Consider the following 6,375-nt stretch of genomic DNA (forward strand, 5'->3'; position numbering starts at 1 on the left):
ATGAATATTACTTTTATATGGAATAAAGTATATGAGGGACAGAAAAATATAAAAGAGGCTCAATATGAAATAAATGAAAAAAAACAAAGAGTATTAATATATGAACATGGGAAAACAGAATTCTTTTATCCATGGCGTTGTGGTTTATACCATTTTGAAGTGCGTATAGAAGAGACAACGTATTATGGCGCATTTCAAATCGTACCGAAAAACTTTTTTGATGATCAATTTGAAATGATTCAAGACTATGTGAAGTCAATTTTAAATGAGTTGATTTTGGATAGAGGTTACTATAAAAAGACCTTCTCTGCACTTAGCGATATTGAGGATTCTTCTTATTTAGTGTTACTTAGAAAGTTACCCCAAAAAATGAAAATGATAAAGCAAATCTTTAAGAAAATAGAATCAAGCTCAAAATTTATAAATGAATATAAATGGGAAGGAAAAGAGCGAAGGCCAACAAGAAAAGGAACTATAGTGGCAGAACGAAAACCTTATGCCAAACATTATAATCGTAAGTTTATGGAACAAAAAAATAGTAAGGAAAATGCATTTCTTAAATATAAAGCGATGCAATTTTATCATTATTTAATTGAAGCAAAAAGTTTTTTACGTCAAACAATTGAAATCTTAGAAAGAGAAAAAAAGAAAAAATCAGAAGAGTTTCAAGCCGTAAAAACGATTATACAAACAATTGAGCGTAATGGATCGGTAACTGATAGAGAGAAGCAAAAATATAAAAATATACATTTACTAAAAGAAGCCGATTTACGAAAGAGCTCAATGAAAATACAAGAATATAAAATATTGGCGCATATTGTGCATGAAAATGTACAATACTTTCAAATGTTAATGCATTCTTCGTTTTGGAGGGAAGTTACCGAAACAAGTAACATGAACTTACATGATTTACCGATACCACATCAACAATTACTACATCATTTAGAAGTACTCCCGCAATATACGGATCAATCTCCATCGTTATTATTTGTTTATAAGCCAACGTTTTTAGTGTATGAATATTACGCTTTTTTTATCGTTATTTCAATTTTAGAGCAAATTGGTTTTGAAGCTAGAAACTCTATCCGTGAACAAATACAAGAACATTTTTATGTAGATGGATTACAAGATGGAACGACAGTAGTTTTAGAACGAGAGGATATAAAGGTGCATGTTGCATTTAATGACTTAATTGAAACACATCCTCTTATTGCATTAAGTAAAGGTAGTAATTTTTACAATGGTGAGGATACGAAGAAGCCAGATATTCGCTTAGACTGTTATGTAAAAGAAGATGGGAAATACGTATATAAATCTTCTATTATTATTGAAGTGAAGTATAGTCCAATGTACAATATTTTTCAGCACGTCGGAAATACGAAAGCAACTGAGCAAATGTATAAGTACTGGTCTATAAAGTATGTAGAAGAACAGGATGGAAAGCGAGTCTATTATCGAAGGTCAATTTATGAAGTCATTTGTGTATATCCAGGAAGCCATATGCATAGTAAAAAAATTGAGTCTGGATGCGGTGTTTTCTTGCAGTTATATCCATATAAGACGAAACAAGGGGAAGAGAAATTAGCTGGAAAACATGGGATGGTACAAATTTTTGAAAAATGGTTAAAAAGCATTAAGAAGTAAAAGAAATCCTTTTTCATAAAGGATTTCTTTAGATTAAGAAGAATTATATGCTGTATGGAAAGAAACATAATGTAATTTAGATTTGAAAAGTGCTATAAATGTATTATTAAAAGGAATGTGAGCGCGGGATAAAAGTCGATTAAATTGGAATCTAATTCATTTTGCAGAATATAATAAGTCATAAATATTTTTAGTTGCATACGAAGATTTGTTCTTATATGATAGATAGTGAAAGCGTTATCAAAAACAGAGCGGCGATGGGAAAGGCGGTTAAATATGTTCCAGCGTGTTCAAACAAAGGAAGAACATTTTGGGTTCGAGCAACTATGGGGAGATTTTTGTGAAGAAAGAAACTTAATGTTCGTAGAACGTAATTTAAATCCATCACGATTTTTATTAATAGAAGATGAACATCCTATTGGTACAGTAGAATGTATTAAGTATACGATACCTGAACAATCAAATTCTGAGTTTTTCTATCCGTTTTCTAAAAATGATTTAGTAAAAGATTTGAAGAATGTGTATGAAATAGGTAAGTTAAGTATTTCGAAAACGTCTCGTGGGAGAGGACATTTCAAAAGGCTAACAGCTATTTTATTTATACATGCGTTAGAAACAAAAGCTGAATGGTACATTGCAGCAGTAACAAAAAGAATGTATATGTATTTACTTACACTTGGTTTTCCAATTGAACCAATAGATAATCCTTTTCAGTTTCATGATACTTTACAAGGTGTACCAGTAAGAATTCATGCTCGAAAAGGGGTTACGCATTTGTATTCTTTAAAAGAATTTCGTGATGTGATTCAAGGGAATGCTCATGCACAGGCATTAATTGCAGAATACAGTAAAAATATTATGTTAACGAAATAAAGCGAAGTGAATATGTATAATAAAGAGAATAATATTTGTATAGGATATAACTCTTCATTAAAAAAGACCCTTATTATTTTAATAAGGGTCTAAAAATTATAATCCAAATATACTAAAAATCATTTTGCGGCGCTTCGGTTTCTTTTCTCGTTCATATGTTGGTTTTGAATCAGGAGTAATATAAATGGGTTCTTCTTTCGTTAGGGCAGCTTCTAACTTTTGAATTCGCTCTAACATTTCCTCCATTTCACGACGGTGTTGTAAAAGTTGGTACGTGACGACATCATTTGCCTTATCTTGCATTTGTTCTTCCATTCGATCAAGTCTTCTCGTAATAGTGTTTAATTGATCAGCTAATTGCTCAAAATCATTGGGTAATATGTTTTGAACAATTGTATTAACTTGAGTTTTTAATTCCTCAACTTCATTTGAGGAAGCCTTTTGAGTAGATTGAGAATTTTGAGATTGCTCTATTTGAAATCGATGGTGTTCTAACATTTGATCGACATCCTCTTGTGTGAAAATAAAGTGACCATATTTGTTTTTCTCTATCGTAAGATTTAATTGTTGTGCGATCCGGACAACAGCCTTTGGGCTAACACCTAATTTCTTTGCGATAAATGGTGTTTTATATTCCAAAATAATCCCTCCTATATATATCCTGTTGAATGATTTCGAGCTATGAAGTAAGTTCCCTTCTAGTGCGACAAAAGAAGTGTGGAATCGGCAAAGAAAGTGTTTTTTCACGAAATTGAGTTGAGAAGAATAGTTCGTTTAAATAAAAATGTTTTATCGTAACATTTAGAATAATTTGACTAGTGTAAATGAATTAGATTATCATAATGATAAATATCTTTTTTATGTATGCATATAATATATAAAAAGGTGGTTGCTAATGTAGAATTTTGTTAGAGTATTAGAATGCTTACTTCACTTGAATAAAATTAAGTAGGAGGTGGCTTCCTTGCTTACAATGTAAGTAAGGAAAAGTATTTGGACATATATAGTATAAGTATAGTGATTGTTTTAATTGCTTTAACGGCATTTTTCGTTGCAGCAGAATTTGCAATTGTTAAAGTGAGAAGTTCACGAATTGACTATTTAATTGCAGAAGGAAATAATCGTGCAACATCGGTCAAAACAGTCATTACAAACTTAGACGAATATTTATCTGCTTGTCAGCTAGGAATTACTGTTACAGCTTTAGGAATTGGGTGGTTTGGTAAACCTGCGTTAAAGCAAATGTTTGATACGCTTTTTGCAAATTGGAATATCTCTACTCAACTAGCAGACATTTTTGCTGTGATTTTAGTGTTTTTGTTAATTACTTTTTTACATGTTGTAATAGGTGAATTGGCCCCAAAAACATTTGCAATTCAAAAATCTGAACAAGTGAGTTTACTTGTTTCTAAGCCGTTAATTTTCTTTTATCGTATTGCATTCCCATTCATTTGGCTATTAAATGGTTCAGCTCGAATCATTACGAAGCTGCTAGGGCTGAAACCGCCGAAGGGACATGATGAGGTTCATTCAGAAGAAGAATTACGGTTGTTAGTTTCAGAAAGTTATAGAAATGGTGAGATTAATCAATCTGAATATAAATATGTGAATAAAATTTTTGAATTTGATGATCGCATTGCAAAAGAAATAATGGTACCTCGAACTGAAATGAATATTATAAGTAAAGAGATGTCTGCTGAAGAAGCTCTGCAAAAAATGTCTCGTGAAAAATATACAAGGTATCCAGTTGTTGATGGCGACAAAGACCACGTAATAGGTTTTGTGAATTTCAAAGATATTTTTACTGAATTTGTACAACATAAAGCTGTTAATAAGAAGACAGTAGAGCAATATATGAGACCAATTATTTTAGTTATCGATTCTATTCCAATTCATGATTTGTTTTTGAAAATGCAAAAAGAAAGAACACATATTGCTATATTGATAGATGAATATGGTGGAACATCTGGACTTGTTACTGTTGAAGATATTCTGGAAGAAATTGTTGGAGATATTCAGGATGAGTTTGATACGGATGAGCAGCCAGAAATTCAAAAGGTTAGTGAAACGAAGACGATACTAGAGGGAAAAGTACTTGTTAGTGAAGTAAATACGTTATTTGGTTTAGGGATTGATGATGATGGTGTTGATACAATCGGTGGTTGGATTTTAACGAAGAATATAGAGATTGCTGAAGAGGATTCCATTGAAATTGAAAATTATAAGTTTTGTGTGAAAGAATTAGATGGACATTATATAAAAAGATTAGAAGTTACAAAGATAGTAGAATCGATTGTTATTTTAGAAGATGAAAAACAAATTTCGTTACAAGAGCAAATTAGCTCGTAAACTCTGCTATATAGCAGAGTTTTTTTGAGCATAATGTTTTTTGAGGGATAGGAGCTATGATACAATGACATAAGTCAAACCTTTCACTAGGTGAAGTATTGTTGTATACATATATTTGGAAGGAGAAGAAGTATGAAAAAGCATTTATATATAAATGGAGACTGGAAATCTGTAAACACGTATAAACCATTGTACGCACCATATTCTGAAGAAACATTAGCGGAAATTGCACAAGGAACGGAAGAAGATGTAAAAGAGGCTGTTACTGCTGCAAAAAATGCAATGACAAAAATGAATACATTATCTGCATATGATCGTGCGACTATTTTAGAGAAAGTTGCACAAAAAATGGATGAAAGAAGAGAAGAATTTGCAGAGATTATTGCAAAAGAGGCTGCAAAACCAATACGTGCTGCAAGGGGAGAAGTAGATCGTACTGTTCAAACGTACAAATTTGCAGCTGAAGAAGCGAAGCGTATATATGGTGAGACATTGCCATTAGACGCCGCACCTGGTGCGGATGGGCGTATCGCATATACAATCCGAAAGCCGATTGGGGTTATAGGGGCTATTACACCATTTAATTTCCCATTAAATTTAGTAGCGCATAAAGTTGGACCAGCAATTGCTGCCGGAAATACAGTTGTATTAAAGCCAGCTGATCAAACGCCATTATCATCTTATGCATTAGTTGAGTTATTTGAAGAGGCAGGATTGCCAAATGGAGCTTTAAATATCATTTCTGGCCCTGGCTCCACGGTTGGTGAGGCCATCGTCAAAAATGATTACGTTGCTTCTATTACTTTTACCGGAAGTCCAAAAGTTGGAATTGGAATAAAACAAAAGGCTGGGCTAAAACGAGTTACGTTGGAACTAGGATCAAATGCTGCTGTTATCATTGATGAAGATGTAGAGTTAACAGATGAAATAATTGAACGTGTAAAATGGGGAGCATTTGTTAATAATGGACAAGTTTGTATTTCCGTACAACGTGTTTTTGTACATGAAACGAAAATGCATGAATTTCTTTCGAAGCTGAAGAAAGCGATGGAATCAGTTGTTGTTGGTGATCCACTGCTTGAGGAAACGGATGTATCAGCTTTAATTTCAAAAAAAGATGTAGAGCGAATTGATATGTGGGTTCAAGAAGCAATTAAGGAAGGAGCAACTGTTTTATGCGGTGGTAAGAAGCGGGATGCAAGAATTTTTGAACCGACTGTATTAACAAATGTTCCAGATCATGTATCTGTGCAGTGCCAAGAAGTATTCGGCCCACTCATGACAGTAAATACATTTAAAGAATTTGATGAAGCGATTGAACAAGTAAATAATTCGCGTTACGGCTTACAGGCAGGTGTATTTACAAATAATTTAGTTAAAGCAATGCGTGCAATTGATGAGCTAGAGGTTGGTGGTGTCATGATTAATGATATCCCAACGTTCAGAGTAGATCATATGCCTTATGGTGGTGTGAAAGAAAGTGGTACGGGGCGTGAAGGAATTAAATAT

Annotated in this window: 5 protein-coding genes; 4 read left to right on the top strand and 1 reads right to left on the bottom strand. The window is 32.9% G+C overall.

Going from position 1 to position 6,375, the window contains the following annotated elements; all coding sequences use genetic code 11:
• On the top strand, window positions 1-1,644 hold a 1,644-nt coding region (locus ACQGS6_RS21130; protein ID WP_426965537.1), incomplete at its 5' end, for a hypothetical protein.
• Between the two features lie 276 nt (window positions 1,645-1,920).
• Window positions 1,921-2,517, top strand: a complete 597-nt coding sequence (locus ACQGS6_RS21135) for a hypothetical protein (protein ID WP_000487794.1) — start codon at window positions 1,921-1,923, stop codon at window positions 2,515-2,517.
• Window positions 2,518-2,613: 96 nt separating this feature from the next.
• Here the strand turns inward: ACQGS6_RS21135 and racA are convergent, their stop codons facing one another.
• Window positions 2,614-3,156, bottom strand: coding sequence for a chromosome-anchoring protein RacA (gene racA, locus ACQGS6_RS21140; RefSeq protein ID WP_000456021.1), 543 nt, complete (start codon window positions 3,154-3,156; stop codon window positions 2,614-2,616).
• 354 nt (window positions 3,157-3,510) lie between these two features.
• On the opposite strand from racA, the gene ACQGS6_RS21145 reads away from it, so the two are divergent.
• Both ACQGS6_RS21145 and ACQGS6_RS21150 read left to right on the top strand, forming a co-directional pair.
• Window positions 3,511-4,866: a hemolysin family protein gene (locus ACQGS6_RS21145; protein WP_000356251.1), complete on the top strand. Its 1,356-nt coding sequence runs from the start codon at window positions 3,511-3,513 to the stop codon at window positions 4,864-4,866.
• A 132-nt stretch (window positions 4,867-4,998) separates the two neighbouring features.
• On the top strand, window positions 4,999-6,375 hold a 1,377-nt coding region (locus ACQGS6_RS21150), incomplete at its 3' end, for an aldehyde dehydrogenase family protein (RefSeq protein ID WP_426965538.1).

Origin of the sequence: Bacillus sp. GMs2/2, from assembly GCF_050172095.1 — a bacterium.
In the GTDB taxonomy this organism is placed as follows: domain Bacteria; phylum Bacillota; class Bacilli; order Bacillales; family Bacillaceae_G; genus Bacillus_A; species Bacillus_A cereus.

Bases quoted from the DNA above. Each gene is read 5' to 3' on its own strand.
- ACQGS6_RS21135 (WP_000487794.1), top strand. From the start codon at position 1,921: ATGTTCCAGCGTGTTCAAACAAAGGAAGAACATTTTGGGTTCGAGCAA.